The sequence below is a fragment of the Streptomyces sp. SAT1 genome (assembly GCF_001654495.1).
GTDB lineage: Bacteria > Actinomycetota > Actinomycetes > Streptomycetales > Streptomycetaceae > Streptomyces > Streptomyces andamanensis.
On sequence record NZ_CP015849.1, the window covers coordinates 950,675 to 974,194 of the forward strand.

The following is a 23,520-nucleotide window of genomic DNA, read 5'->3' on the forward strand; positions in this document are numbered from 1 at the left end:
TGACTGCCGTGTCCGCAGTGACTGCGGTGTCCGCGGTGACTGCGATGACTGCGGTGACCGCGGTGACTGCGTTCCCGGCGCTTCGGCCGGGTGTCGGCTCTCCTCAAGCCCCTCGCAAGCTCCCCGCAAGGTGCGCGCGGGACGCTCGTCACCGGGCCCGGCTGACGACGCCTCCGCTCACCTGTGCACCCGCGTCCACCAGCCGGACGGCCCGTACGGCAGCACCCCCTCACGCCGGTAGGGTGGCCGGGATCGAGCCGGACAGCGCGGTCCGGTCCCGGCCCACGTGGAGAAGGTTGTTCGGGCTATGCGCATTGGTGTCCTCACGTCCGGCGGCGACTGCCCCGGCCTGAACGCCGTCATCCGGTCCGTCGTGCACCGTGCCGTCGCCGACCACGGCGACGAGGTCATCGGATTCCGGGACGGCTGGAAGGGCCTCCTGGAGTGTGACTACCTCAAGCTCGACCTGGACGCGGTCGGCGGCATCCTGGCCCTCGGCGGCACCATCCTCGGCTCCTCCCGGGTGCGTCCCGAGCAGCTGCGCGACGGGGTCGAGCGGGCCCGCGGCCATGTCCAGGAACTGGGGCTCGACGCGATCATCCCGATCGGCGGCGAGGGCACACTCAAGGCGGCCCGGCTGCTCTCGGACAACGGCCTGCCCATCGTCGGCGTGCCCAAGACCATCGACAACGACATCGCGGTCACCGACGTCACCTTCGGCTTCGACACCGCCGTGACGGTGGCCACCGAGGCGCTCGACCGGCTGAAGACCACCGCCGAGTCCCACCAGCGGGTGCTGATCGTGGAGGTCATGGGCCGCCACACCGGCTGGATCGCGCTCCAGTCCGGCATGGCCGCCGGCGCGCACGCCGTGGTCGTCCCCGAGCGGCCCTTCGACATCGAGGAGCTGGCGAAGAAGGTCGGCGAGCGGTTCGCGGCGGGAAAGCGGTTCGCGATCGTGGTCGCGGCCGAGGGCGCCAAGCCGCTGCCGGGCACCATGGACTTCGACGAGGGCGGCAAGGACGTCTACGGCCACGAGCGGTTCGCGGGCATCGCCCGGCAGCTCTCCCTGGAGCTGGAGGAGCGCCTGGGCAAGGAGGCGCGGCCGGTCATCCTCGGGCACGTCCAGCGCGGCGGCACGCCGACGGCGTACGACCGGGTGCTGGCCACCCGGTTCGGCTGGCACGCCGTGGAGGCCGTGCACCGCGGGGAGTTCGGCCGGATGACCGCGCTGCGCGGCACGGACATCGTGATGGTGCCGCTCGCGCAGGCCGTGGAGACCCTGAAGACGGTGCCCGCCGACCGGTACGCCGAGGCGGAGTGCGTGCTGTAGGACACGCCCGCGCGTCAGCCGCCCCCGGTCGCGAGAGCGGCCGGGGGCGGTTCTAGTCTGGGTGCCGACAGACAGCTGGGGACAGACGGTCACGGACGCCCACAGCTGGGGTCGGACAGCGCACACCCCCACGAATCAGGAGCCGGCGGATGAATCACAGCGGGCACGGCATGATGATGGATCTGCCGCCGTTCACGCTGGGACGCGGCCTCGCATGGTCCGCGGACCCGTTCTTCCTCGTCGCCTGCCTGCTCGGTCTCGCGCTCTACGGCTGGGGCGTGGTGCGGCTGCGGCGGCGCGGCGACTCCTGGCCGGTGGGCCGCACGGTGGCGTACGTCGTCGGGGTGCTGACGGTGGCGCTGATGATGTGCACCAAGCTGAACGACTACGGCATGGTCATGTTCAGCGTGCACATGGTCCAGCACATGGTGATCAGCATGCTCTCGCCGATCCTGATCCTGCTCGGCGCCCCGATCACCCTGGCGCTGCGCGCGCTGCCGGTGGCGGGCCGGGGCCGCAAGGGTCCGCGCGAACTGCTGCTGGCCCTGCTGCACAGCCGCTACGTCCGGATCATCACGCACCCCGCGTTCACCATCCCGCTGTTCGTCGCCAGCCTGTACGCGCTGTACTTCACCCCGCTCTTCGACCTCCTGATGGGCTCGCGGGCCGGGCACATCGCGATGATGGTGCACTTCCTCGCGGTCGGGGTGGCGTTCTTCTGGCCGATCATGGGCATCGACCCGGGCCCGCACCGGCCGGGTTATCTGATGCGGATGCTGGAACTGTTCGCGGGCATGCCCTTCCACGCGTTCTTCGGCATCGCGCTGATGATGGGCTCCACGCCCCTGGTGGAGACCTTCCGCGACCCGCCCGCCTCGCTCGGCATCGACGCGCTGTCCGACCAGACGGCGGCCGGCGGCATCGCCTGGGCGTTCAGCGAGGTGCCGTCGGTGCTGGTGCTGCTGGCGCTGCTGTTCCAGTGGTACCGCTCGGAGCAGCGGCAGGCCAAGCGCAAGGACCGGGCCGCCGAGCGGGACGGCGACAAGGAACTGGCCGCCTACAACGCGTATCTGGCCTCGCTCAACGCCCGCGGCAACTGACCCCGCCACGCGCTCTTTCCGCTGTCACTTCCGCACGGTGCGTGCACCGGAGCCTCCCAGGAGTCGGATTCCGGGGCACCATGGGAGGGAGGCCGACCAGGAGGAGGGTGCCGCGATGCCCGGTTCGACGGACGGTTCCACGAGAGCGATGGGGGTGCTCACCGTGGGCTCCCTGGTCGCGGTGACGGCGTACACGGTGGCGCTCGGCGGCAACGGCTGGCTGTGGTTCGGCTGGGTGGTGCTGGGTCTCGCGACCCTGGGCGTGGTGGTGACCCACCGCACCTGACCCCCTCCCCCGCGCCGCTCAGTTCGCGGGGCCGCCGCCGAGCCGGGCCGAGGAGTGCACGCCCGGCTGGTACTTGGGCAGCCGCACGGTGATCTTCATCCCGGCGCCGGGCGCGGTCTCGATGACCAGGCCGTGGTCGTCGCCGTAGACCTGGCGCAGCCGGTCGTCGACGTTGGACAGGCCGATGCCGCCGGAGGGGCTGTCCTCCCCGGCGAGGATGCGGCGGAGCAGCCCGGGGTCCATCCCGGCGCCGTCGTCCTCGATGACGACCAGCGCCTCCGCGCCCGCGTCCCGGGCGGTGAGACGGATGCGGCAGGTCCCGGCCTTGCCCTCCAGACCGTGTTTGACGGCGTTCTCCACGAGCGGTTGCAGACACAGGAAGGGCAGCGCGACGGGCAGCACCTCCGGGGCGATCTGGAGGGTGACGGCGAGGCGGTCGCCGAAGCGGGCCCGGACCAGCGAGAGGTAGTGCTCGATGGCGTGGAGTTCGTCGGCGAGCGTGGTGAAGTCGCCGTGCCGGCGGAACGAGTAGCGGGTGAAGTCGGCGAACTCCAGCAGCAGCTCGCGGGCGCGCTCGGGGTCGGTGCGCACGAACGAGGCGATCACCGCCAGCGAGTTGAACACGAAGTGCGGGGAGATCTGGGCGCGCAGGGCCTTGATCTCGGCCTCGACGATCCGGGTGCGGGAGCGGTCCAGGTCGGCCAGTTCGAGCTGGACCGAGACGAAGCGGGCCACCTCGGCGGCGGCGCGGACCAGGACGGCCGACTCGCGGGGCGCGCAGGCGACCAGGGCGCCGTGCACCCGGTCGTCCACGGTGAGCGGGGCGACCACCGCCCAGCGCACCGGGCAGTCAGGTGCCGTGCAGCCGAGCCGGAACGCCTCGCCGCGCCCGGTCTCCAGGGGGCCGGTGAGCCGTTCCATGATCTCGGCGCGGTGGTGGGCGCCGACGCCGTCCCAGGCCAGTACGCGTGTGTCGTCGGTGAGGCAGAGCGCGTCGGTGCCGAGCAGGGACCGCAGCCGCCGGGCCGATCTGCGGGCGGTCTCCTCGGTGAGTCCGGCCCGCAGCGGGGGCGCGGCGAGGGAGGCGGTGTGCAGGGTCCGGAAGGTGGCGTGCTCGACGGGCGTGCCGAGACCGCCCGGACGCGGGGTCCTAGCGGTGCGCCGGCCCAGCCAGAACCCGGCGGCCAGCAGCGGCAGGACGGCGACGCACAGCCCGGCGAGGAAGCCGCTCACGCCGTGGCCTCCGTGCCGGGCGGCTCGGGCAGGTGGAAGCGGGCGAGCACGGCCGCGGTGCCGGGCGGCACCCGGCCGGGGGTGGCCAGGGACACCAGCACCATGGTGAGGAAGCCCAGCGGCACCGACCACAGGGCGGGCCAGGCGAGCAGCGCGTGCGGCGGGCCGGTGCCCGGGAGCCCGGCCAGGGTGACGGCGACGGCGACGAACGCGGCCCCGCCGCCGGCCAGCATCCCGGCCGCCGCGCCGGGCGGGGTGAGCCGCCGCCACCAGATGCCGAGGACGAGCAGCGGACAGAAGGAGGACGCGGACACCGCGAAGGCGAGTCCGACGGCGTCGGCCACCGGCAGTCCCCCGGCCAGGACGCTCACGGCGAGCGGTACGGCCATGGCGAGCACGGTGCCGAGCCGGAAGTGCCGTACGCCTCGGGCGGGCAGCGGGCCGCGCGAGGGCAGCACGTCCTGGGTGAGCACCCCGGCGACCGCCATGGTCAGTCCGGAGGCGGTGGACAGGAAGGCGGCGAAGGCGCCGCCCGCGACCAGCGCCCCGAGCAGGTCGCCGCCGAGGCCGCCGATCATCCGGTCGGGCAGCAGCAGGACGGCGGCGTCCGCGTCGCCGGTGAGGGTCAGTTCGGGGGCGTAGAGGCGGCCGAGGGCGCCGTAGAGGGGCGGCAGCAGATAGAAGGCGCCGATGAGGCCGAGCACCGCGACCGTCGCGCGGCGGGCGGCGACCCCGTGCGGGCTGGTGTAGTAGCGGACCACCACGTGCGGCAGTCCCATGGTGCCGAGGAAGGTGGCGAGAATGAGGCCGTACGTGGCGTACAGGGGGCGTTCCTCGCGGCCCGCGGCGAGCGAGGTCGACATGCCGCCGGTGCCGGCCCGGTCGGCGGCGGGCACCGGGTCGCCGGACCGGAAGGTGAGGCGGGTGCCGCCGCCGAGGCGGTGGGTGCCGGCGGCCAGGCGCACGGGCTCGCCGGGGTACGGGCGGCCGTCGACGGTGCCGTGCACGGTGACGGTGAGGGGGCGGTCCAGGCGCAGGTCGAGGGTGCTGCCGACGCGGACGGTGCGCGGGGCGCGGAAGGCCGCGGGTTCGTCGAAGGCGTGGCGGGGGGCGCCGTCGCTCTGCCAGGCGAGCAGCAGGAAGAGGGCGGGGACGAGCAGGGCGGTCAGTTTCAGCCAGTACTGGAAGGCCTGCACGAAGGTGATGCTGCGCATGCCGCCGGCCGCGACGATGGCCACCACGACGACGGCGACGATCACTCCGCCGAGGGTGCCGGGCGCCCCGGTGAGCACGGCGAGCGTGAGGCCGGCGCCCTGGAGCTGGGGCAGCAGGTACAGCCAGCCGATGCCGACGACGAAGGCGCCCGCCAGCCGCCGCACGCCCTGGGAGGCGAGCCGGGCCTCGGCGAAGTCGGGCAGTGTGTAGGCGCCAGAGCGGCGCAGCGGGGCGGCGACGAACAGCAGCAGGACGAGGTATCCGGCCGTGTAGCCGACCGGGTACCACAGCATGTCGGGGCCCTGGACGAGGACCAGTCCGGCGATGCCGAGGAAGGAGGCGGCGGAGAGGTACTCGCCGCTGATCGCGGCGGCGTTCAGGCGCGGCCCCACGGTGCGGGAGGCGACGTAGAAGTCGGAGGTGGTCCGGGACATGCGCAGCCCGAAGGCGCCGACGAGGACGGTGGCGACGACGACGAGGGCGACGGCGGGGACGGTGTAGGCGGAGTTCACCGGGGCGCGGTCCTCAGCGGTCCTCGACGAGGCGGGCGAAGTCGCGTTCGTTGCGTTCGGCGCGGCGGACGTACCAGCGGGCGAGCAGGACGAGCGGGAGGTAGAGGCCGAAGCCGAGGACGGCCCAGGTCAGGCGGCGGGCGTCGGGGGCGGCGGCGAACACCAGCGGCAGCGGGCCGACGAGCAGGACGAGCACGCCGGACACGGTGAGCGCGGTGCGCAGTTGGGCGCGCATCAGGGAGCGGACGTAGGTGTGGCCGAGCGTGGTCTGCTCGTCGATCTCGGTGCGCGGGCGGTAGTGGCCGGTGGCGCGGCGGGTGCGGCGGGGCGGTCCGGTGACGACGACGCGGCGCTCGGCGGGGTCCTGCGGCACGGTGTGCGCCCCCTCTAGCGTCCGGTCCGGCGCATCAGCAGGTCCCGCAGTTCGCGGGCGTGCCGACGGCTGACCTGGAGTTCCTCGGTGCCGATCAGGACGCTCACCGAGCCCGCGTCCAGGCGGAGTTCACCGATGTGGCGCAGCGCGACGAGATGGCGGCGGTGGATGCGGACGAAGCCGCGGGCGCGCCAGCGCTCCTCCAGTGTGGACAGCGGGATGCGCACGAGGTGGCTGCCCCGGGCGGTGTGCAGCCGGGCGTAGTCGCCCCGGGCCTCGACGTGGGTGATGTCGTCGACGGCGACGAACCGGGTGACGCCGCCGAGTTCGACGGGCAGCTGGTCGGGGTCCGGTTCGCTCACCGGGATCCGTACGGCCGTCTCGCGCAGCGCGGCGGCCCGGCGGACGGCCTCCGCGAGCCGTTCCCGGCGGACGGGTTTGAGGACGTAGTCGACGGCCTTGAGGTCGAACGCCTGCACGGCGAAGTCCTCGTGGGCGGTGACGAAGACGATCAGCGGCGGTGCGGCGAACCCGGTCAGCAGCCTGGCCAGGTCGAGGCCGTCGAGGCCCGGCATGTGGATGTCGAGGAAGACGACGTCGATCGCGTCGGGGCCGCCCGGTCCGGACTCCAGCGCCCGGTTGATGCGGCGCAGCGCCTCGGTGGCGTCCGAGGCGCCCTCGACGCCCTCGACGCGGGGGTCGGCGCTCAGCAGGTAGAGCAGCTCCTCCAGCGAGGGGCGTTCGTCGTCGACGGCGAGGGCGCGCAGCATGAACGTGGAGTGTAGGGGCGAACGGCGGCCCTGGACATGTGCCGGGCGCGGCCGGGGGCGCTGGATACAGTGCGGGCATGAACAGCAGGCCCACGCCGTTCGACGATCTCGACCGGAAGATCCTCACCGCCCTGATGGCGAACGCCCGTACGAGTTTCGCGGAGATCGGCGCGGCCGTCGGGCTCTCCTCCACCGCCGTCAAACGGAGGGTGGACCGGCTGCGTGACACGGGGGTGATCACCGGGTTCACGGCCACGGTGAAGCCCGCGGCGCTGGGCTGGCGCACGGAGGCGTACGTCGAGGTGTACTGCGAGGGCGCGGCGCCGCCGCGGCGGCTGGCCGAGGTGGTGCGCAACCATCCGGAGATCACGGCGGCGATGACGGTGACCGGGGGCGCGGACGCGCTGCTGCACGTGCGGGCGCGGGACGTGGAGCACTTCGAGGAGGTGCTGGAGCGGATCCGGGTGGAGCCGTTCATCCGCAAGACGATCAGCGTGATGGTGCTCTCCCATCTGCTGCCGGACAGCCCGGAGGCGGGGGCCAGTCAGCCCGCTCCCGAGGACGCAGCAGACGTGCGCTGAATCCTTTGAAGACGCAGCATCGCTGCGTGAACGCGCAGGTTTCGTTCCTTGTCGGCCGTATCGTCCGCTTCCTACCGTGGTGTCAACCCTCAGTCGACACCCCAGGAAGCGGAGGAACCCCTCTGTGCCCGGATCCCGTGTGCCGCGCCGGCGGCGCTTTCTCGTCTGCGAACCCAGACACTTCGCCGTGCAGTACGCGATCAACCCCTGGATGCATCCGGACCGTCCCGTCGACACCGGACGCGCCCAGGCCCAGTGGCAGGCGCTGACCGACGCCTACCGCGCCCACGGTCATACCGTCGAGACCGTGGAACCCGTCCCCTCGCTGCCGGACATGGTCTTCGCCGCCAACGCGGCGGTCGTCGTCGGCGGCCGTGTCTTCGGCTCCCTGTTCAAGGCGCCCGAGCGGCGCCCGGAGTCCCTGCCCTACGACACCTGGTTCAAGTCGGCCGGGTTCGACGTGTACCGGCCCGAGTCGGTGTGCGAGGGCGAGGGCGACTTCGTCCCGGCCGGGCGCTGGCTGCTGGCCGGCACCGGCTTCCGCACCACCCGGGAGGCCCATCGCGAGGCCCAGGAGTTCCTGGGCGTCCCGGTGATCGGGCTGACCCTGGTGGACCCGTACTTCTACCATCTGGACACGGCGCTGTTCGTCCTCGACGAGGAGAACATCGCGTACTACCCCGAGGCGTTCTCCCCGGGCAGCCGCGAGGTGCTCGCCCGGCTGTACCCGGACGCGGTGATCGCCACCCGGAGGGACGCGGAGGCCTTCGGACTCAACTCCGTCTCGGACGGCCTGCACGTGTTCATGTCGCCCGGCGCGACGGACCTCGCCGGCCGCCTCACCGACCTCGGCTATCTGCCCGTCCCCGTCGACCTGTCGGAGTTCCGCAAGGCCGGCGGCGGGATCAAGTGCTGCACCCAGGAGATCCGCTCATGACCGCACCCGCAGACACCCGTACCACCTCCGACGAGCTGATCCGGGCGGAGGAGCCGGTGCTCGCGCACAACTACCACCCGCTGCCGGTGGTCGTGGCGCGGGCCGAGGGCGCCTGGGTCGAGGACGTCGAGGGCCGCCGCTACCTCGACATGCTGGCCGGGTACTCCGCCCTGAACTTCGGCCACCGCCACCCCGCGCTGATCGAGGCGGCCCGCGACCAGCTCGACCGGCTCACCCTCACCTCGCGGGCCTTCCACAACGACCGGCTGGCCGGTTTCGCCACGCGGCTGGCGGCGCTGACCGGGCAGGACATGGTGCTGCCCATGAACACCGGCGCCGAGGCGGTGGAGAGCGGCATCAAGGTCGCCCGCAAGTGGGCCTACGAGGTCAAGGGCGTCCCCGCCGACCGGGCCACGATCGTGGTCGCCGCGGACAACTTCCACGGCCGGACGACGACGATCGTCGGCTTCTCCACCGACGAGACGGCACGGGCCGGGTTCGGGCCGTTCACGCCCGGCTTCCGGATCGTCCCCTACAACGACCTGGCCGCCCTGGAGGCTGCGGTCGACGAGACCACGGCCGCCGTGCTGATCGAGCCGATCCAGGGCGAGGCGGGCGTGATCGTGCCCGACGACGGCTATCTCACCGGGGTGCGCGAGCTGACCCGCCGGGCGGGCTGTCTGTTCGTCGCGGACGAGATCCAGTCGGGTCTGGGCCGCGCCGGGCACACGCTCGCCGTGGAGCACGAGGGCGTGGTGCCGGACCTCGTGCTGCTCGGCAAGGCGCTGGGCGGCGGCATCGTGCCGGTGTCGGCGGTGGTCGGCAGCCGCGAGGTGCTGGGCGTGCTGCGGCCGGGCGAGCACGGGTCGACGTTCGGCGGCAACCCGCTGGCCGCGGCGGTCGGCACGGCGGTGGTGGAACTGCTGGAGACCGGCGGGTTCCAGCGCAGGGCCGCCGAACTGGGCGTCGTCCTGCGCGAGGGCCTCACCGCGCTGACCGGCAGGGGCGTGCTCGGCTTCCGCTCGCGCGGGCTGTGGGCGGGCGTCGACGTGGACCCGGCCATCGGCACCGGCCGGGAGATCAGCGAGCGGCTGATGCGGGAGGGGATCCTGGTCAAGGACACCCACGGGTCGACGATCCGTCTCGCGCCGCCGCTGACCGTCACCGAGACCGAACTGCGCTCCGCGCTGGGGTCGCTGGAGCGGGTGCTGACGTCCTGAGCCCGCCGGACCTTCCGGTCTCCTGACGTACGGCACGGCACTCACTGACGTACGGCACGGCACGGCACGGCACGGCACTCACGGCACGGCCGGGGGCGCCCCGATCGGGGCGCCCCCGGTCCGCGCGTTGCGCCCCGCCTACTCGTTGGGCCGGGCCGCGCTGATGTCGCCGAGCGCGGAACCCGGGTCCCGTTCGATGGCCAGGTCGCCGAGGGAGACGATGCCCACCGGGTGGCCGTGGTCGACGACCGGCACCCGGCGCACGGAATGCTCCCGCATCAGCTCCACCGCGTGGCCCAGTTCCTCGTCGGGGCCCACGGTGAAGAGGTCGTCGCTGCACGCGGAGGCCACGGTCCGCTGCTCCTGGTCGCCACCGTCCGCCAGCGAGCGCACCACCAGGTCGCGGTCGCTGACCAGGCCGCGCAGTTCGTCGCCGTCGGTCACCAGGACGATCCCGATGTCCTCGTCGCGCATCTTCTGGGCCACCGCCGTGACCGAGGTCTGCGGCTCCACCGTCACCAGCCGACTGGTCATGATGTCGCGTACGTGCTGAGCCATGACGCCTCCCTCCGTGGGGTCCTGCGGTGCCGTCCACCGCACTGTGCGCGCCGGGTACCCGGCGGGCGCCCGCCCGCACCCGCCGCGCCGCGCCTGTGTCCGCCCCGCGCCCCGCCGGACCGCCCCCGGCTGTTCGTTGGCGCCCGGGAGATGCGGGTACCCGGGCGGATGACGGCACTCCCTGAGGGACTTCCTGAGGAGATGACTCCCATGCTGCTCATCGGCCTGCTGCTCCTCGCGGCCACGGGCGCCTTCACCGGTCTGGCCATCGCCGGCAACCTGTCCGGCGGACCCCAGTACACGGTGTCGATCCTCGGCAACGACATCGTCACGCTGAACACTCTCGCGATCTTCAGCGCGGGGCTCGCGCTCGCCCTGCTCTTCTGCCTCGGCCTGTCCATGCTGGCCGGCGCCGCGACGCACCACCGCCACCACCGGGTGGCGCGGTACGGCGGGACGGACACCCGTCCGACGGGCGGCGGGACGACCCAGCCGGACGACCGCCGCTACCCCTGACCGCTGCCGGAGCGGCCCACGGGCGGACCGGCCCACGGACGGACCGGCCCCGCCCGGCCGGTCAGTGGTAGGCGTGCACGACGGCGTGCCCCTTGCCCCGGCCGATCATCCACCGGTTCACGGGGGTGGTCAGCAGGAACGCCAGGGCGAGGGAGAGCACCAGCGAGACCCAGAACAGCGCGTCGGCGAGCCCCGCGTCCATGGCGCCGGGCACGCCCACCATGACGGTGTTGTCGATCAGCTCCATGACCGCGATGGACAGGGTGTCGGCGGCCAGGGCGACCTTGAGCGCCCGCCGCAACGGCAGCCCGGCCCTCAGGATCCCGCGCATCGTCAGGGCGTAACCGAAGACGAAGGCCAACGCGACGGAGACGACGACCGTGGCGGCGTTGTGCAGTCCGGCGGCGGTGCCGATGACCATGCCGAGCACCTCGCCGACGGCGCAGCCGGTCAGGCAGTGCAGGGTGGCCTGCGCGGCCATGCGCCAGGAGGTGCCTCCGGGAGCGCCGTGGTGGCGCTCGTGCGCGTGCTCGTGGTCCACGTGTTCCATCGTCGCTCCCTTGTCGATGCGTGATGTGGTCGTGCGGGGTCGTGCGGGGTCGTGCACATCGGGGAACCATATACCCCCTAGGGGTATTCCGAGCATGTCCGGGAGTCGTTACGGGCGTCGTTCCGGGACGGCTGACGTGCGTCGGCCGTCCCGGAACGGAGGCGGGCCTACCGGTCGCCGAGCAGCTTCCTCATCCGGTCGATCTCGGCCGACTGCGAGGTGGTGACCGACTTCGCCAGGGCGACGGCGGCCCGGTCGGCCCCCTCGGTCTGCTCCGTGCGGGCCATGGCGACGGCGCCTTCGTGATGGCCGATCATCATGCGCAGGAAGGCCCGGTCGAAGGCGTCACCGGACAGCTCGGTCAGCTCGTCCATGTCGGCGTCCGTCATCATGCCGGGCATCGGGGAGGCGGAGTGCCCGGAGGCGGGGTCCCCGGAGGCCGAGTGGTCCATGCCGGGCATGCCCGGCATGTCGGAGTGACCGGCGGACGGGACAGCGGCGCCCCATGCCTTCAGCCAGCCGGTCATGGTCTCGATCTCCGGGTCCTGGGCCTGCCTGATCTGCGCGGCGAGGTCCTTGACCTGCCGCGACCGGGCCCGGCTCGGCGCCAGGGCGGCCATCTCCACGGCCTGCCGGTGGTGCGGGATCATCTCCTGCGCGAACGACACGTCCTGCGCGTTGTGCTTCCCCGGTCCGGCCGGGGCGGTGGCCGACGGGCGGCCGGTGGACCCGTTGCCGTGAGCGGAGTGGCCCGCCGACGAGGCGTCTCCGCTGCCGCCGCCGCAGGCGGTGAGCGCCAGCGCGGCGACGAGGACAGCTCCCGGAAGGGCGGCGTGACGGAGACGGAGGGTGCGGAGGGTGCGGAAGGTACGGCCGGTGCGCGGGACGCGGCGGCCGGTGTGGCGGATCGCCATGAAGGTACAGCTCCTCGGAAAGCCCGCGCGCGGGCGCGCGGGACCGGCGGATCAGGTCGGTACCGGAGCACGGCACACCGGACGCGGTGAGGTCCGGATGGCGTGCGGGCGCCTCTAGATCCGCAGGAGCTGCAGTTCGGCGAGGTCGGGCGGGGCCCGGCCGTCGGCAGTGGGGGTGACCGGCCCCGCGGGGAGCGTCACCGGGGGCGCGACGGCGGAGAACGGCGCGGGCGGCGGGGCGGACGGCGCGTATCCCGTCGCCGTACCGGCGGCGGCGCAGGTGCCGTCCGCGTGCTGCATGGGCATGCCGTCCGAGTCCGGGTCGGAGAGGTGACGGCAGGAGTCCCCGGCCCGGTGCACGGGCGCGGCGGCTCCGTGGGCGGCCGGCCTCCCGGGCGCCGCCGCCGTCCCGTGGTGGCCCGGCGCGGGCGCCCCGGCGGAGGCGAAGCCGTGCATCGCGAGCACCCCGGCCAGTACGGCCAGGACCAGCAGCGTCCGGCGGGCACCGCGTACCGCCGAGCGGGCGCGGGTGCGGGTGCCGGACGTCATGGTCACATCGTACGGAGCATCCGGCCGCGCGGAGCGCCGCCCCCGCCGCCGCCGGACGTCAGGGACGCCGGCGCCCGGCCCCGGGAACACCGCGCGCCCGTCACCGCGCCTCCGGCTTCCCCCGTTCCGCGCGGCGGCGCAGCAGATGCCGGACGACCAGCGCGGCGACGAGGACGGCGACGGCCACCAGCACCCAGACCTCGTACCGCTTGATCGTGTCGTAGACGGTGTCGATGTGCGTGCCCGCGAAGTAGGCGACGGACACCCACAGGCCCACCCACAGCGCCGCGCCGAGCGCGTTGAAGGCCAGGAAGCGCAGCCAGTGCATCCCGGTGGTGCCGGCGATGATGCCGTTGGCCTGGCGCAGTCCCTCGACGAAGCGCGCCACCGTGACGATCTTGCCGCCGTGCCGGGTGAAGAACCGTTCGGCGGTCTCGAACCGCTTGGGCGTCAGGAAGATGTACTTGCCCCACCGGTGGACGAAGGCCCGCCCGCCGAAATGTCCGATCAGATAGCCGATGTTGTCCCCGATCACCGCGGCGGCGAACGCGATGAGGCCGACGGCCAGGACGTTCAGCTCGCCCGCCCCGGCGTACACACCGGCCGCGAGCAGGATCGTCTCGCCGGGGGCGGGCACCCCGAAGTCCTCCACGAGGACGACACCGCCCACGGCCAGATAACCGTACTGGCTGAGCAGCGGGGCCAGATGCTCCAGCGGACCGGGCAGCGGAGGAGCCATACCGCCCACCGTACGTCGCCCGGCGCACGGAGCCCGGCAGACACCGCGTCCGGCCCGTACGCCGATCCGTGCGTCCGCGAAGGGCGCCCGACTGACCGTGTGTCAGTAAAGTCGAGAGGCCGGGACGACTCCGGCCGGACGCGGTCCGGGGCGCCCGCGGCCGCGCGTGGGACCTGCGAGTGAGGGGCGAGCCGTGTTCTACCAGCTGCTCAAGTACGTCCTGCTGGGTCCGCTGCTGAGACTGGCCTTCCGGCCGCGCATCGAGGGTCTCGAGCATGTGCCGGAGACCGGCGCGGCCATCGTCGCGGGCAACCATCTCTCGTTCTCGGACCACTTCCTGATGCCCGCGATCCTCAAGCGGCGCATCACCTTCCTGGCCAAGGCCGAATACTTCACCGGCCCCGGGCTGAAGGGCCGGCTGACCGCCGCCTTCTTCCGCAGCGCCGGGCAGATCCCGGTCGACCGGTCGGGCAAGGAGGCGGGCCGGGCCGCCGTCCGCGAGGGCCTCGGGGTGCTCGGCAGGGGCGAGCTCCTCGGCATCTACCCGGAGGGCACCCGCTCCCACGACGGCCGCCTCTACAAGGGCAAGGTGGGCGTCGCGGTGATGGCGCTCAAGGCGGGCGTGCCGGTGATCCCCTGCGCGATGATCGGCACCTTCGAGGCCCAGCCCCCGGGCCGGGTGATCCCCCGGCCACGCCCCGTCGTGATCCGCTTCGGCCGTCCCCTGGACTTCTCCCGCTACGCCGGGATGGAGGAGGAGAAGGCGGTCCTGCGGGCCGTCACCGACGAGATCATGTACGCCATCCTGTCGCTGTCCGGGCAGGAGTACGTCGACCAGTACGCGGCCGTGGCCAAGGCCGGGCAGTCCGCGGCACCGGCGTCCGCGCGGGACGGGTCACGGGCCCGCGGGGAGCACGGGTTCCCCCGCTCCCCGCTCACCTGAGAGCGCGGCGGGGTCCCGTCCGGGGCCGGGCGCGGCGAAGGGGCGGCCGGGGATCCCGGCCGCCCCTCACCGCGTACGGCCGGGTGCTACGGCTTCGGCGTGGCGTGCGGACCGCAGGTCACGTCCGCCCGGTCCACCTTGCCGGTGAGCAGGTAGGTGTCCACCCGCTCGTTGATGCACGGGTTGACCAGACCGGTGACACCGTGGGAGCCCGCGCCCTTCTCGGTGATCAGGCGGGAGCCCTTGAAGCGCTGGTGCAGGTCGACGGCGCCGGGGTACGGCGTGGCGGCGTCCCGCGTGGACTGGACGATCAGGACCGGCGGCAGCCCCTTGCCGGTCTTGACGTTCACCGGGGTCTGCTGCTTGACCGGCCAGGTGGCGCACGGCAGGTTCATCCATGCGTTGGACCAGGTCAGGAACGGGTACTGGGCGTTGAGCCGGGTGTTGTCCCGGTCCCACTTGCGCCAGCTGGTCGGCCACTTGGCGTCGGCGCACTCGACGGCCGTGTAGACGGCGTTGCCGTTCTCCGTGGAGATGTTGCCCGCGATGTCGGACATGTCGGGAGCGGCGGCGTCGATCAGCGGCTGGGGGTCACCGGCGAAGTACTTGCTGAACGCCGTCGCCACCGGCACCCAGGAGGAGTCGTAATACGGCGCGGTCTGGAAGAAGCCGAGCAGCTCGGACGGGCCGACGACGCCGCCGAGGGGGTGCTTCTTGGCCGTGGCGCGCAGCTGGAGCCACTTGTCCTGGACGGCGGCCCGGGTGGTGCCGAGGTGGAAGCTGGCGTCGTTCTTCGCGACCCAGTCCTGCCAGTCCTTCCAGCGGCCCTCGAAGGCGATGTCCTGGTTGAGGTTGGCCTCGTACCAGATGTTGTCGCGCGACGGGTCGACGACGCTGTCGACGACGATCCGGCGGACATGGCCCGGGAACAGCGTGCCGTAGACGGCGCCGAGGTAGGTGCCGTAGGAGACGCCCAGGTAGTTGATCTTCTTCTCGCCGAGCGCGGCGCGGATGACGTCGAGGTCGCGCGCGGTGTTCGGCGTGGTCATCTGCTGGAGCATGGCGCGGCCGGTGCGCTCCAGGCAGCCCTCGGCGTACTCGCGGGCCAGCTTGCGCTGGGCGCGCTTGTCGGCCTCGGAGCCGGGCACCGGGTCGGCCTTGGGGGCCTTGACGTACTCCTGCGGGTAGGCGCAGGAGATCGGCGTGGAGTGGCCGACGCCGCGCGGGTCGAAGCCGACGAAGTCGTACGCCTTCGCCACGTTCGCCCAGACGGGGTTCTTGGCGGTGACCCGGGTCGGGAAGCGCAGGCCGGAGCCGCCCGGTCCGCCGGGGTTGTAGATGAGGGCGCCCTGGCGGTCCTGCTTGGTGCCGGTGTTGCCGATGCGGTCGACGGCGAGCTTGATCTGCTTGCCGTACGGGTGGGCGTAGTCGAGCGGCACCGAGACGTACCCGCACTGGATGGGCTTGGCCAGCCCCCAGTCGGCGGGGCAGTCCTGCCACTGGATGCCGGCGTGGGCGGCACGGGCGGCGGCGATCGCCGCGCCGACGGCCTCGCGGTCCTGGCCGTGGCGGCTGTCCGCGCTGGCCGCGGGTGCCGCCACGGCGCCGGCTATCAGCGTCGCCGTGACGAGCGCGCCGGCCGAACCGAGCGCCACCGCCCGGTTCTTCGGTCTCATAACCCTCAAGTGGGACCTCCCCGTACATCGTTGCGAATCGAGTACGGGGGATCTTTCCGGCTGTGAGGCGCCTGAGGACAGGGGTCGTTGACCTTCTTTGCCAATCCGATAACCGGCGTCGGATGTTCCGCTCAGCGGAGACGCGCCGGAGCGCCCGCGCCGGGAGGGCGGAAAGGCCGCCTCAGGAGTCGCAGCGGTCCGGGGCGCGGCGCGCGGCGTGCCGGCCCAGCGCCCGCCGCAGCTCCTCCAGCTCGGTGTCGGACAGGGCGCCGCCCTGCGCGAACTTCAGGATGTGCTCGGCGACCGTGCGCACCTTCGTGTTCGTCCGCTGGGAGACCTCGCGCAGCACCCGCCAGGCGCTGTCCGGGGGGATGCGGCCCACGGCCACCAGGGCGCCGATGGCCTGGTCGATGACGGCGTGCGAGGTCAGGCCGCGCTGCAGCTGGGCGATCTCCTCGTGCAGCCGCTCGTGCTCCGCCACCAGGTCGGTGACGGACAGCGGCTGGAGCGGATGCCACCTGGACATCGCGAAGAACACCATGGAGATCCCCTGGGTCGTCGAACGGCCGGAGTCCTCCTCCAGCTTGCTCCATGCGGGTCGCGCGCACGACCGGAGCCGGGCGGCGACGGACCTCCGTGGCGGGCGGCCGGGCCGACGGCGACGGGCGGGCGGCGCCGTCGACGCCGCGCCCGCGCGGGATCGGGTCGGATCGAAGCGGACCGAAACTGACCGAAACGGACCGAACGGGGTACCGCCTTTCGGCGTAGGCGCACCACTTTTTTCCAGGGCCGTTCGGGTTGCGGCGCGTGTCCGCCCGGATGGCGGAACGATTTCTTCCGCTCCTGGTCCGGGGCTCGGCCGGGCGGGAGGAAGCGGTTCGAACGGAACGGCATCCACTCGAACGGACGAGTGGTGAGTAACAACACAAAGCACAGGTTCCGTTGGGATTTTCGGACAGCCGTAGGTGAAGATCCCTGTCTGACGACAAGCCCCCGCCGCAGCGGCGGGGCGGTCCGGGCGGACGCCGAGTCCTGCCACCGCCCGGATGCCCGGTCGACGGAAGTGGATCGGCAGGAGTGGAGGACCCGAGCAAGACGGGTCGCCGGAACGGTCGCGCCACGGCCGGGCCGAGCAGCCCTTGGGGTGAAGCCGCCAGCAGGCGGCCGGGCAACTTCGCCAGCCCGAATCCGACAGGTCATCCTTCACAGGCGGCTGACGAAGGGTTGCGCATGACTGCGCTCAATCGTGTCCCGTCGCTCATGGTCCGGGCCGGAACCGCCTCGGCCCTGACGCTCGCCGCCGTCGGCGGCTCGATCGTGGTGCCCGGTGTCGCCTCCGACGCCTCGGCCGCGACCATGGCGACGAAGGCCCTGAACATCGCGGCGTCCAAGAAGGGCGCCCCCTACCAGTGGGGAGCGACGGGGCCGAGGAGGTTCGACTGCTCCGGGCTCACGCTGTACTCCTTCAAGAAGGCCGGCAAGAGCCTGCCGCGTACGGCCGCACAGCAGTACAACAAGTCGCACCACATCTCCTCGAAGAGCCGTCGCGCCGGTGACCTGGTGTTCTTCCACTCCGGTTCGTACGTCTACCACGTCGGGATCTACGCCGGCTCGGGCAAGATCTGGCACGCCCCCAAGACCGGGGACGTGGTGAAGCTGGAGAAGATCTGGACCAGGAACGTCTGGTACGGCCGTATCGGCTGACCCGCCCGGGTCGCGGGGCGACGGGACGGCGGGACGGCCGACCGGCGGACCGGCGGACCGGCGGACCGGCGGACCGGCGGACCAGCGGACCAGCGGACCGGCGACGGTCCGCCGGCTACGGGCCTCGTCGGCTACGGCTCGTCCCGGCCCGTGGCCGGCGCGGCGCGGACCGGCCACGGCAGTTCCACGCTGACCGTCTTGCCGCCTTCCCGGGTGGGCCGCACGCGCACCCTGCCGCCGTACTCCGCGCTGAGCCACCGGACGATCACCATGCCCCGGCCGTTGTCCTGCTGGACGGCGGCCGGCAGCCGTCTGGGGAAGCGCGGGTGGCTGTCGGTGACGCCGATGCGCACCTGCTCGTCGTGGTCGAGGGCGAGGTGCACGGTGAAGGTGGGCGACCGGCCGAGGGTGTGTTCCACGGCGTTGGTGGCGAGTTCGGAGACGATGAGCCGTACGGTGTCGGCGGCGTCCGCGTCCGACGGCAGGCCCCACTCCGTCAGCGTGCCGACCGCGTAGGCGCGGGCGGCCGCGACCGAGGCGGGATCGCTCGGCAGAGTGACGGATGCTTCCAGATGGTCTGCCATGACGACGTCGTCCCTTTCCCACGGGGCCGCGGTCCGACAGGAGCGGATGGTTTCGAGTACGGTCCCGGACTGGTGCTTCGCCGTCAGGTTGCCACCACCGGACCGGTCACGGGTGGCGATCCACCAAGATATGCATATATCTGTCGCTCGAAGCGGTGAACTCTGCGACGGGCGACCGTATGCGCCGTCGGTCCCGGGAGAAGTCAGGAGCGCGTCCCATGCAGCACGGTCCCGCGGTGCGCCGCCGCAAGCTCGGTGCGGAACTGCGCGCGCTGCGCACCGGCGTGGGGCTCACCAGCGGCGAGGCGGCCCGGCTCGTGGGCTGGCACCAGTCGAAGGTGAGCCGGATCGAGACCGGCGCCAGCGGGGTGAAACCGGCCGATGTCCGCACGCTGCTCGACGCGTACGCGGTCCAGGACGCCCAGCTGCGCGAGCTGCTCCTGATGCTGTCGGGCGCCGACGACGGCCAGGACCGGCCGCACTGGTGGCACGCCTACCGCGGGGTACTGCCGCCGACGTACCGCGACTTCATCAGCCTGGAGTCCCAGGCCAGCGCGATGCGCACCCTGGAGACCTCGGTCGTCCCCGGGCTGCTCCAGACCCCCGCGTACGCCCGCGCGGTGACCCGGGCCGCGGTGGACGGACTCGACGACGAGCGGCTGGACGCGCTGGTGGAGGTGCGGCTGGCCCGGCAGGGCGTGCTGCGGGCGGTGCCGCCGCCGACGCTGAAGGTGGTGCTGGACGAGGCGGTTCTGCGCCGGGAGGTCGGCGGCCCGGAGGTCATGGCGCACCAGCTGGAGCGGCTGGCCGAGGCGGCGCGGCTGCCCCAGGTGTCCTTGCAGGTCCTGCCGTTCGCGGCCGGCGCGCACATCGGCATCACCGGCCCTTTCGTTATCTTCTCTTTTTCGAACACTTCTGATCTGGATGTGGTCGTTCTCGACAACTTGACGAGTAGCCTCCACCTCGAACGGAAAGAAGACCTCGAGGCCTACTCCGAGGCCTTCGACACGCTTCGGTCCCACGCGCTTTCGACCGAGGACTCGTTGGACTTCATCGCCGGGATACACCAGGACAGGTGACGGCGGGCGACCGCATCAAGGAGGCACCATGTCTGCTCCGCCTCGGAACTTATCTTCCACGACCGATCTGCACGGGGTGCGCTGGCTGCGCAGCAGCTACAGCACGGGGGCGAACAACTGCGTCGAGACGGCCCGTCCGGCCGCGCAGCCCTACGCCGGACTCCTCGCCGTGCGCGACTCCAAGGCTCCGACCGGGCCCGCGCTGCTCTTCTCCCGCGCGAGCTGGGCGCGGTTCACGGCAGCGGCACACCGGATCTGAGCACCGCCGGGGCGTCCTCCGGGCCCGCCCCGGATCCTCCCGCCCACGGGCGACTCACGGCCGTGTCCGCCGACTCATGGCCGCGTCTCGCCGATCACTCGTACAGCGCGTTCGATCTGCGCCCCGGACAGGTCCGCGCGGGCGGTCAGCCTGAGCCGTGAGATGCCGTCGGGCACGGAAGGAGGCCGGAAACACCCCACGGCCAGGCCCGCCGTACGGCAGTCCGCCGCCCAGCGCACGGCCTGCTCCGGGGACGGCGCGCACACCGAGACGACCGCCGCGTCCGGGCGCACCGCGCGCAGTCCCGCGCCGCTCAGGCGGGCGTGCAGTTCCGCCGCCACCGCCCGCGCCCGCGCCGCGCGCTCCGGCTCGCGGCGCAGCAGCCGCAGCGCGGCCAGGGCCGCCCCCGCCGCCGCGGGGGCGAGCCCGGTGTCGAAGATGAACGTCCGGGCCGTGTTGACCAGATGGTCGATGACCCGCGCGGGCCCGAGCACCGCTCCGCCCTGGCTGCCCAGCGACTTGGACAGGGTGACGGTCACGACCACGTCGTCGGCGCCCGCGAGGCCCGCCGCGTGCGGGGCGCCGCGCCCGCCGTCCCCGAGGACACCCAGGCCGTGGGCGTCGTCGAGGACGAGCCCCGCGCCGTGTTCCCGGCAGACCTCGGCGTGCCGGGCGAGCGGTGCCGCGTCGCCGTCTACGGAGAAGACCGTGTCGGAGACGAGGACGGCCTGCCCGCCGTGCGTGCCGAGCGCCTTGCGCACCGCGTCCGGGTCCGCGTGGGCGACGACCTGGGTGCCGGCGCGGGCCAGCCGGCAGCCGTCGATGAGCGAGGCGTGGTTGCCCGTGTCCGAGACGATCAGCGAGCCGTGCGGGGCGAGCGCGGTGACCGCGGCGAGGTTGGCCGCGTAGCCGGAGGAGAGCACGAGGGCCGCCTCGAAGCCGCAGAACCGGGCGAGTTCGTCCTCCAGTTCGCGGTGGAGCGCGGTGGTGCCGGTGACCAGCCGGGATCCGGTGGCTCCCCCGCCCCAGGTGCGGGCCGCCGCCGCCGCGCCCTCGGTGACCTCCGGGTGGCGGGCCAGGCCCAGGTAGTCGTTGCTCGCCAGGTCGAGCAGGGGCGAGTCGGCCGGGCGGGGCCGCAGCGTCCGGACGAGTCCGGCGCGGCGGCGTGCGTCCGCCTGCTCGTCGATCCAGCCGAACGCCATGGCTCCTCCGGGACTTTTGTAGGCAGTGGACAGACACTAGCCGCACGACACGTCACGCACGGTGTGGGGATACCCACACGTCGAGCGGCCCGTGTTGTGCACAGTCTCCTTGGCCCCGGGCGGCCCCGTAGGACAGGATCGGCTCTCATGGACCTGCTGAACACGCTGGTGGACAAGGGGCTTCGGCGCGAGGCGCCGACCCGCGGGGAAGCTCTGGCCGTGCTGGCCACCTCCGACGACGATCTGCTCGATGTGGTGGCGGCCGCGGGGAAGGTGCGGCGTCACTGGTTCGGCCGACGGGTGAAACTCAACTATCTCGTCAACCTCAAGTCCGGCCTGTGCCCCGAGGACTGCTCGTACTGCTCGCAGCGGCTCGGCTCGAAGGCGGACATCCTCAAGTACACCTGGCTCAAGCCCGGTGACGCGTCCAGGGCCGCGGCGGCCGGGCTGGCCGGCGGGGCCAAGCGGGTCTGCCTGGTGGCCAGCGGGCGCGGCCCGACCGACCGCGACGTGGACCGGGTCTCGGAGACCATCAGGGCGATCAAGGACGAGAACGAGGGCGTCGAGGTGTGCGCCTGCCTCGGGCTGCTCTCCGACGGCCAGGCCGAGCGGCTGCGCGCGGCCGGCGCCGACGCGTACAACCACAACCTCAACACCGCCGAGTCGACGTACGGCGAGATCACCACGACGCACACGTACGCCGACCGGGTGGACACGGTGAACAAGGCGCACGCGGCGGGGCTGTCCGCGTGCTCGGGGCTCATCGCGGGCATGGGCGAGAGCGACGAGGACCTGGTCGACGTGGTCTACGCGCTGCGCGCGCTGGACCCGGACTCGGTGCCGGTCAACTTCCTGATCCCGGTCGAGGGCACCCCGCTGGCCAAGGAGTGGAACCTCACCCCGCAGCGGTGCCTGCGGATCCTCGCGATGGTCCGGTTCGTCTGCCCGGACATCGAGGTGCGCATCGCCGGCGGCCGCGAGGTCCATCTGCGGACCATGCAGCCGCTCGCCCTGCACCTGGCCAACTCGATCTTCCTCGGCGACTATCTGACCACCGAGGGCCAGGCGGGCAAGGCCGACCTGGAGATGATCGCGGACGCGGGCTTCGAGGTGGAGGGCACCGACCAGGTGACCCTGCCGGAGCACCGGCGCGCGGGCGGGGCCGGGGGCGGCTGCGGGTCGCACGAGGGCGCGAGCTACGGCTCCCCCGAGGGCGGCGGGCGCGGGTCGGCCGAGGAGGCCGGCTGCGGGTCGCACGCGGGAACGGGGTGCGGGTCGCACCAGGGCGGCGGTGTCTGCGGCACGGCGGCTCCGGTCGTCCCGGGGGCCCCGGCCGAGCCGCGCACCGATCTGGTCGCGCTGCGCCACCGCGGCGCCGGTACGGATCTCGCGCCCAATGCCTGATCTGTCCGGACCGGACGTGTCCGCGCTGCTCGCTCTCGACCGGCGGCACGTGTGGCACCCGTACGGACCGATGCCCGGCCGTCAGGAACCGCTCGTCGTGGAGTCGGCGAGCGGGGTGCGGCTGCGGCTCGCCGACGGCTCGGGCGAACTGGTCGACGGGATGTCCTCGTGGTGGGCGGCGATCCACGGCTACGGCCACCCGGTGCTCGACGAGGCCGTGCGCGGGCAACTGGCGCGGATGAGCCATGTGATGTTCGGCGGGCTCACCCACGAGCCCGCCGTTCGGCTGGCGAAACTCCTTGTCGACATGTCGCCCGAGGGCCTTGAGCACGTCTTCCTGGCCGACTCGGGCTCCGTGTCGGTCGAGGTCGCCGTCAAGATGTGCCTCCAGTACTGGCGTTCGCTCGGCCGGCCCGAGAAGCGGCGGCTCATGACCTGGCGGGGCGGCTACCACGGGGACACCTGGCAGCCGATGTCCGTGTGCGACCCCGAGGGCGGGATGCACGAACTGTGGGCCGGTGTGCTGCCGCGCCAGCTCTTCGCCGACCCGCCCCCGGCCGCCTACGAGGAGGCGTACGCCGCACGGTTGCGCGAGATGATCGAGCGGCACGCCGGGGAGCTGGCCGCCGTGATCGTCGAGCCGGTGGTGCAGGGCGCGGGCGGGATGCGGTTCCACTCCCCCGCCTATCTGCGGGTGCTGCGTGAGGCGTGCGACGCGCACGGGGTGCTGCTGGTGTTCGACGAGATCGCGACCGGGTTCGGCCGCACCGGCGCGCTGTTCGCGGCGGAGCACGCGGCGGTGACCCCGGACGTGATGTGCGTGGGCAAGGCGCTCACCGGCGGCTATCTGACGATGGCCGCGACGCTGTGCACCGCGCGGGTGGCCGACGGGATCTCGCGGGGCGAGGTCCCGGTGCTGGCGCACGGGCCGACGTTCATGGGCAATCCGCTGGCCGCCGCCGTGGCGTGCGCCTCGATCGAGCTGCTGCTCGGCCAGGACTGGCGCGCCGGGGTCAAACGGATCGAGGCGGGTCTGCGCGAAGGTCTCGCACCGGCCGCGGAGCTCCCGGGCGTGCGGGACGTGCGCGTCCTGGGTGCGATCGGGGTCGTCCAGCTCGACCACCCGGTGGACATGGCGGCGGCGACCCGGGCCGCGGTGCGCGAGGGCGTGTGGCTGCGGCCGTTCCGGGACCTGGTGTACACGATGCCGCCGTACGTCACGGACGACACGGACCTGGCACGGATCGGCCGCGCGGTGTGCGCGGCGGCGCGGGAGGGATGAG

General features: G+C 73.0%; 26 protein-coding genes. 13 read left to right on the forward strand and 13 right to left on the reverse strand.

The window, feature by feature from the left end:
• Nucleotides 1-307 precede the first annotated feature (307 nt).
• The 3 genes from A8713_RS04055 (at nt 308) to A8713_RS32945 (ending at nt 2,719) form a co-directional block, all read left to right on the forward strand.
• Nucleotides 308-1,333: a 6-phosphofructokinase gene (locus tag A8713_RS04055; RefSeq protein WP_064531452.1), complete on the forward strand. Its 1,026-nt coding sequence runs from the start codon at nt 308-310 to the stop codon at nt 1,331-1,333.
• A 149-nt stretch (nt 1,334-1,482) separates the two neighbouring features.
• The gene (locus A8713_RS04060; protein WP_064531453.1) at nt 1,483-2,433 is read left to right on the forward strand and encodes a cytochrome c oxidase assembly protein; all 951 of its coding nucleotides are present in this window, start codon (nt 1,483-1,485) and stop codon (nt 2,431-2,433) included.
• Nucleotides 2,434-2,548: 115 nt separating this feature from the next.
• Nucleotides 2,549-2,719, forward strand: coding sequence for a hypothetical protein (locus A8713_RS32945; protein ID WP_107440580.1), 171 nt, complete (start codon nt 2,549-2,551; stop codon nt 2,717-2,719).
• A gap of 18 nt (nt 2,720-2,737) precedes the next feature.
• Here the strand turns inward: A8713_RS32945 and A8713_RS04065 are convergent, their stop codons facing one another.
• Genes A8713_RS04065 through A8713_RS04080 form a run of 4 tightly spaced genes read right to left on the reverse strand, consistent with a single transcriptional unit; the run spans nt 2,738 to nt 6,822 of the window.
• Nucleotides 2,738-3,952 (reverse strand): sensor histidine kinase, encoded by a 1,215-nt coding sequence (locus tag A8713_RS04065; RefSeq protein WP_018571093.1) that lies wholly within the window; start codon nt 3,950-3,952, stop codon nt 2,738-2,740.
• Nucleotides 3,949-5,679: a sodium/solute symporter gene (locus A8713_RS04070; RefSeq protein WP_064531454.1), complete on the reverse strand. Its 1,731-nt coding sequence runs from the start codon at nt 5,677-5,679 to the stop codon at nt 3,949-3,951. The genes A8713_RS04065 and A8713_RS04070 overlap by 4 nt, the downstream gene beginning before the upstream one ends.
• Before the next feature lie 13 nt (nt 5,680-5,692).
• The gene (locus tag A8713_RS04075) at nt 5,693-6,052 is read right to left on the reverse strand and encodes a hypothetical protein (protein WP_064531455.1); all 360 of its coding nucleotides are present in this window, start codon (nt 6,050-6,052) and stop codon (nt 5,693-5,695) included.
• A 14-nt stretch (nt 6,053-6,066) separates the two neighbouring features.
• Nucleotides 6,067-6,822, reverse strand: a complete 756-nt coding sequence (locus tag A8713_RS04080) for a LytR/AlgR family response regulator transcription factor (RefSeq protein ID WP_064531456.1) — start codon at nt 6,820-6,822, stop codon at nt 6,067-6,069.
• A 77-nt stretch (nt 6,823-6,899) separates the two neighbouring features.
• Between A8713_RS04080 and A8713_RS04085 the strand changes: the two genes are divergently transcribed.
• The 3 genes from A8713_RS04085 to rocD all read left to right on the forward strand — a co-directional run bounded on the left by A8713_RS04085 (nt 6,900) and on the right by rocD (nt 9,560).
• Nucleotides 6,900-7,403 (forward strand): Lrp/AsnC family transcriptional regulator, encoded by a 504-nt coding sequence (locus A8713_RS04085; RefSeq protein WP_064531457.1) that lies wholly within the window; start codon nt 6,900-6,902, stop codon nt 7,401-7,403.
• Between the two features lie 124 nt (nt 7,404-7,527).
• Nucleotides 7,528-8,340, forward strand: a complete 813-nt coding sequence (gene ddaH, locus A8713_RS04090; protein ID WP_064531458.1) for a dimethylargininase — start codon at nt 7,528-7,530, stop codon at nt 8,338-8,340.
• The gene (gene rocD, locus A8713_RS04095; protein WP_064531459.1) at nt 8,337-9,560 is read left to right on the forward strand and encodes an ornithine--oxo-acid transaminase; all 1,224 of its coding nucleotides are present in this window, start codon (nt 8,337-8,339) and stop codon (nt 9,558-9,560) included. Before ddaH ends, rocD begins: the two co-directional genes overlap by 4 nt.
• Before the next feature lie 138 nt (nt 9,561-9,698).
• Here the strand turns inward: rocD and A8713_RS04100 are convergent, their stop codons facing one another.
• Nucleotides 9,699-10,118: a CBS domain-containing protein gene (locus A8713_RS04100; RefSeq protein ID WP_064531460.1), complete on the reverse strand. Its 420-nt coding sequence runs from the start codon at nt 10,116-10,118 to the stop codon at nt 9,699-9,701.
• A gap of 210 nt (nt 10,119-10,328) precedes the next feature.
• Here A8713_RS04100 and A8713_RS04105 point away from each other — a divergent pair, with 210 nt between their 5' ends.
• Complete coding sequence (locus tag A8713_RS04105; RefSeq protein WP_018571100.1) at nt 10,329-10,634, forward strand: hypothetical protein; 306 nt, start codon at nt 10,329-10,331, stop codon at nt 10,632-10,634.
• 61 nt (nt 10,635-10,695) lie between these two features.
• Here A8713_RS04105 and A8713_RS04110 read toward each other — a convergent pair whose 3' ends face one another.
• From A8713_RS04110 to A8713_RS04125, 4 genes are all read right to left on the reverse strand, one after another.
• Nucleotides 10,696-11,184 carry a DUF4396 domain-containing protein gene (locus A8713_RS04110; RefSeq protein WP_064531461.1) on the reverse strand — a complete coding sequence of 163 codons (489 nt, stop codon included), beginning with the start codon at nt 11,182-11,184 and terminating at the stop codon, nt 10,696-10,698.
• A 167-nt stretch (nt 11,185-11,351) separates the two neighbouring features.
• Nucleotides 11,352-12,098: a DUF305 domain-containing protein gene (locus A8713_RS04115; protein WP_064531462.1), complete on the reverse strand. Its 747-nt coding sequence runs from the start codon at nt 12,096-12,098 to the stop codon at nt 11,352-11,354.
• Nucleotides 12,099-12,212: 114 nt separating this feature from the next.
• The gene (locus tag A8713_RS04120) at nt 12,213-12,647 is read right to left on the reverse strand and encodes a DUF6153 family protein (protein WP_064537224.1); all 435 of its coding nucleotides are present in this window, start codon (nt 12,645-12,647) and stop codon (nt 12,213-12,215) included.
• A 100-nt stretch (nt 12,648-12,747) separates the two neighbouring features.
• The gene (locus A8713_RS04125; RefSeq protein WP_064531463.1) at nt 12,748-13,386 is read right to left on the reverse strand and encodes a DedA family protein; all 639 of its coding nucleotides are present in this window, start codon (nt 13,384-13,386) and stop codon (nt 12,748-12,750) included.
• A 193-nt stretch (nt 13,387-13,579) separates the two neighbouring features.
• Between A8713_RS04125 and A8713_RS04130 the strand changes: the two genes are divergently transcribed.
• Nucleotides 13,580-14,329, forward strand: coding sequence for a lysophospholipid acyltransferase family protein (locus A8713_RS04130; RefSeq protein WP_064531464.1), 750 nt, complete (start codon nt 13,580-13,582; stop codon nt 14,327-14,329).
• An 86-nt stretch (nt 14,330-14,415) separates the two neighbouring features.
• Here the strand turns inward: A8713_RS04130 and A8713_RS04135 are convergent, their stop codons facing one another.
• On the reverse strand, nt 14,416-16,014 hold the full coding sequence (locus tag A8713_RS04135) for an alpha/beta hydrolase (protein ID WP_173860801.1): 1,599 nt from the start codon (nt 16,012-16,014) through the stop codon (nt 14,416-14,418).
• A 172-nt stretch (nt 16,015-16,186) separates the two neighbouring features.
• A complete protein-coding gene (locus A8713_RS04140) occupies nt 16,187-16,531 on the reverse strand; it encodes an ANTAR domain-containing protein (protein WP_335743741.1) in 345 nt (114 codons plus the stop codon).
• Nucleotides 16,532-17,235: 704 nt separating this feature from the next.
• Here A8713_RS04140 and A8713_RS04145 point away from each other — a divergent pair.
• Complete coding sequence (locus tag A8713_RS04145; RefSeq protein WP_064531467.1) at nt 17,236-17,709, forward strand: C40 family peptidase; 474 nt, start codon at nt 17,236-17,238, stop codon at nt 17,707-17,709.
• Nucleotides 17,710-17,840: 131 nt separating this feature from the next.
• Here the strand turns inward: A8713_RS04145 and A8713_RS04150 are convergent, their stop codons facing one another.
• Nucleotides 17,841-18,293, reverse strand: a complete 453-nt coding sequence (locus tag A8713_RS04150) for an ATP-binding protein (RefSeq protein WP_064531468.1) — start codon at nt 18,291-18,293, stop codon at nt 17,841-17,843.
• 218 nt (nt 18,294-18,511) lie between these two features.
• Here A8713_RS04150 and A8713_RS04155 point away from each other — a divergent pair, with 218 nt between their 5' ends.
• Nucleotides 18,512-19,372, forward strand: a complete 861-nt coding sequence (locus A8713_RS04155) for a helix-turn-helix domain-containing protein (RefSeq protein WP_064531469.1) — start codon at nt 18,512-18,514, stop codon at nt 19,370-19,372.
• A gap of 28 nt (nt 19,373-19,400) precedes the next feature.
• Complete coding sequence (locus A8713_RS04160; RefSeq protein WP_064531470.1) at nt 19,401-19,631, forward strand: DUF397 domain-containing protein; 231 nt, start codon at nt 19,401-19,403, stop codon at nt 19,629-19,631.
• Between the two features lie 74 nt (nt 19,632-19,705).
• Here the strand turns inward: A8713_RS04160 and A8713_RS04165 are convergent, their stop codons facing one another.
• Complete coding sequence (locus tag A8713_RS04165; RefSeq protein ID WP_064531471.1) at nt 19,706-20,833, reverse strand: 8-amino-7-oxononanoate synthase; 1,128 nt, start codon at nt 20,831-20,833, stop codon at nt 19,706-19,708.
• 147 nt (nt 20,834-20,980) lie between these two features.
• Between A8713_RS04165 and bioB the strand changes: the two genes are divergently transcribed.
• A complete protein-coding gene (bioB, locus tag A8713_RS04170) occupies nt 20,981-22,237 on the forward strand; it encodes a biotin synthase BioB (RefSeq protein ID WP_064531472.1) in 1,257 nt (418 codons plus the stop codon).
• On the forward strand, nt 22,230-23,519 hold the full coding sequence (locus A8713_RS04175; RefSeq protein WP_064531473.1) for an adenosylmethionine--8-amino-7-oxononanoate transaminase: 1,290 nt from the start codon (nt 22,230-22,232) through the stop codon (nt 23,517-23,519). Before bioB ends, A8713_RS04175 begins: the two co-directional genes overlap by 8 nt.
• The last annotated feature ends 1 nt before the right edge of the window (nt 23,520 follow it).